This window comes from Nguyenibacter vanlangensis, from assembly GCF_013376155.1.
Classification (GTDB): Bacteria; Pseudomonadota; Alphaproteobacteria; order Acetobacterales; family Acetobacteraceae; genus Gluconacetobacter; species Gluconacetobacter vanlangensis.
On sequence record NZ_JABXXP010000369.1, the window covers coordinates 1 to 2,923 of the forward strand.

The 2,923-nt window shown below is 66.9% G+C and carries 4 protein-coding genes; 1 reads left to right on the forward strand and 3 read right to left on the reverse strand.

Features of this window, described 5'->3' with window-relative positions; all coding sequences use genetic code 11:
- The coding region (locus tag HUK84_RS13980; RefSeq protein ID WP_218064376.1) for a glycosyltransferase at nucleotides 1-995 on the reverse strand (995 nt) is incomplete at its 3' end.
- Between the two features lie 23 nt (nucleotides 996-1,018).
- On the reverse strand, nucleotides 1,019-1,438 hold the full coding sequence (locus tag HUK84_RS13985) for a hypothetical protein (protein ID WP_176640835.1): 420 nt from the start codon (nucleotides 1,436-1,438) through the stop codon (nucleotides 1,019-1,021).
- Between HUK84_RS13985 and HUK84_RS13990 the strand changes: the two genes are divergently transcribed.
- Complete coding sequence (locus HUK84_RS13990; protein ID WP_176640836.1) at nucleotides 1,422-1,661, forward strand: hypothetical protein; 240 nt, start codon at nucleotides 1,422-1,424, stop codon at nucleotides 1,659-1,661. The two genes, HUK84_RS13985 and HUK84_RS13990, sit on opposite strands and share 17 nt — an antisense overlap.
- A gap of 118 nt (nucleotides 1,662-1,779) precedes the next feature.
- Here the strand turns inward: HUK84_RS13990 and HUK84_RS13995 are convergent.
- Nucleotides 1,780-2,923, reverse strand: a 1,144-nt coding sequence (locus tag HUK84_RS13995) for an AAA family ATPase (RefSeq protein WP_176640837.1), incomplete at its 5' end; no start/stop codon positions are given.

The following is a 2,923-nucleotide window of genomic DNA, read 5'->3' on the forward strand; positions in this document are numbered from 1 at the left end:
GCATCGGCTGCCAGCTCCTGGATGGCGCGGCCCATGGCGGCCGCGTCGCCGACCGGCACATAGCAGACGGCGTCGTCGGCGAAATAATGGCGCAACCCGCCGGCATCGGCCGTAATCACCGCGACGCCGCGCGCCACCGCCTCCTCGATCGCGGTAATGCCCGACGCGTGCCGATTAGGCCCCACCGGCACGACGACCACGTCCGCCTGGTCGTACAGCGCGAACAATTCGGTATTGTTGGACAGGGTCGCCAGCCGGGCATGCGGCCAGGCGGCGATCTTCCGCCGCGCCGCCGGGTCGGTGGTGCCGATCGTCAGCCGGCACGGGATATCGGCCGTCGCCTTAAGCAACGTATCCCAATCCCGATGGCGGTCATTGCCCAGCGACAGCACATTGACCGGCTTGTGGGCGGGCGCCGCCGGCCGGGTGACCATCTCATCGGCCCTGATGCCGAATTCGACCAGTTCCACGCGCTTGCCCGGAAACAGCTTGGCCGCATCCGCCGCATTGCAGGGCGACAGAAAGGTCAGGATGTCCACGCCCGACAACAGCCAGCGGAAGACCAGGCGGTTTTTCCAGGATTCGCGTCCCCACCGGTCGATCAGCCAGACGCTCTGCCCGATCGTCCCGGGCCTGCGCCGCCCCGGATACAGCCGCAGCAGCAGCTGGACCGCCATCGATTGCGATTCGGTATGGGTCCAGACGACGTCGCTCTCGAAAATGGACCGGCGGTTGCGCCACACATGGACGAAATCGAATCCCAGGATCAGCCGCGCCGCATAGCGGACCGCCCGCCCGATCAGCCCCTCCCGCGCATCCTCGGACTGGGTGATGACGAAACCGGGCGTCGAACCGCGCAGATAGCCATAGGCATATTCTTCATTCAGGCCCAGGATGCGGCCCTGTTTCCAGCGATCGTGCCACGTCGCGGCGCCATAGCCGTGGGAAAGCTGCACGAACGCGCGGATCGGTCGCGGGGTATTGTTCACCGGCATGTCGCAGGTCCTTCTCCAGTGACTCAAAAGATACCCACGCTGACAATCCGCATATTCTGCGCCGCCATGCGCGCGACCAGCGCGGCCCGCGCCGCCGAGGCGGCGGTCACGGTGCCCGCCCGGTGGCAATAATTGCCTTCCAGGCCCAGATGCAGCCCATAGCGCGCATTGACCGTGCGGCCGAACCGGCCGCTATAGGTGTTGATCGTGATATAGGACGGATTGGTCAGCGTGGTCACGCTACTGACCAGCAGCCGCTGGTTCGCGCCGTCGGCGACGCTGCACCACAGCACGGCCGTCGGGGCGGCCTGCTCGTCCGGCGCGCCGGCAGGGGGCATGTCCGCGGGGGGGATGTCCTGGGCGAACGCGCCCGGGACTACGGCGAGGCCGCACAGCACCGTCATCGTCAGGCTACGGACGCCGGTCTTGAAACGCCACGCCATGTCAGACCGCCTCTTCCGCCTGATGGATCAGGATCGCTGCCGGATCGATATGGAAATTATCGACGCGGACTCCTGTGATTTCTCCGGTGATTTCTCCAGCGATTTCTCTGGCGGCCTCGCGCCCGCTGCATCCGGCGCGGCGGGGAACGGAATCGTGGAAAACAAACGCAGACTGCATGGGACAAGAACCTGTTCGGTAACCTGTTCGGCGTGCCGTGGATGATGATGCGGGGGCAGGGGACTGCCCGCCCGCTCACCGTTCCCGGCAGGCCCTGTGATCGTTTCGGGGCAAATATGTCCGTGGTCCGTGGCCGGATGATGTCCGTGGCGATCGGGTTTCATCATGACGTAGCAAGATAATATTGACGATAGGTTGCCAGTTGCCGCCGCTCCGCGACATCCAGGTCGCGCGGCACGACCTGCGTCAGCACGCCGCCCAGCACGCGCGCGTCATAGGCATGCAGGATCCGCATCGCCTCGTTCACCTCGCCCTGGTCGGTCAGCCCCCATTTGACCACCATCACCACGCCGTCGGTCTGCTGCGCCAGGACGGGGGCGTCGGGGAATGCCAGCACCGGCGGCGTATCGACCACGATCATGTCGTAATGCCCGGAAAACTGTGCCAGGATCCGGTTGAGTTCCAGCGGCGACACCATCGCGTTGTTGCGGCCCGAGGCCGGCCGGACCGTCAGGATATCGACCCCCGGCAGGACTTCGCGCAGCAGGCCGTCCTTGCCGATATGGGCCGGAAGGCGGCTGTTGGCGGTCCGATCCGTCCGGTCCGTCCGGCTCACGATGGCGGCGGCGGACGGATTGCGCGTGTCGCAGTCGATGACCAGCGCGCGCTGCATGGCCCGGCCCGCATTGGCGGCCAGCGAGACGGCAAAGGTCGTCTTGCCCTCGCCGGGCCTGGCCGACGTCACCAGCACCACCTTGGCACGGAAACGGCTATGCCCGAAGCTCAGGATGCTGCGAATGGCCTCGACCGTCTCGACATAGATCGACGATGTCGGGACGGACCGGTAATGCTGCGCCAGGGCGCCGCTGAAGGTAGGCACCATGCCCAGCGTGAACAGGCCCGGAACCGAATCGAGCTGCGACGTGCTGCGGATTCCGCCGCGGGCGCGATCGATCAGCAGGGCGCTCCCGATGCCGGCCAGCACCGAGAAGACCACCGCGATCGCCCCGTACTGCGTGCGCGGCGGCCCGGAAACGCCCAGCGGCACCGCGGCGCGCGAAATCAGTTCCGCTTCCGGTTCCTGCAATTGCGCCTGCGTCGAGGTCTGGGCGAACCGGCCCAGATAATCCTGGTAGACGACGCGCGCCGCATTGGCCTCGCTCTCCAATTGCTGCAGGGTGACGTCCGCCTGGTTTTCGCTGCTGACCTGGCGCTGCAGGTTGGCCACGGCGCGGGACAGCGCCGCCACGCGCGCCTCCGCCCCGCTCAGGTCCTTCGTCACGCTGGCGGCGATGCGCCCCGTCACC

What these genes read in the sequence shown, in the direction of transcription:
- HUK84_RS13985 (WP_176640835.1), bottom strand. Translation starts at nt 1,438, where the DNA reads ATGGCGTGGCGTTTCAAGACCGGCGTCCGTAGCCTGACGATGACGGTG.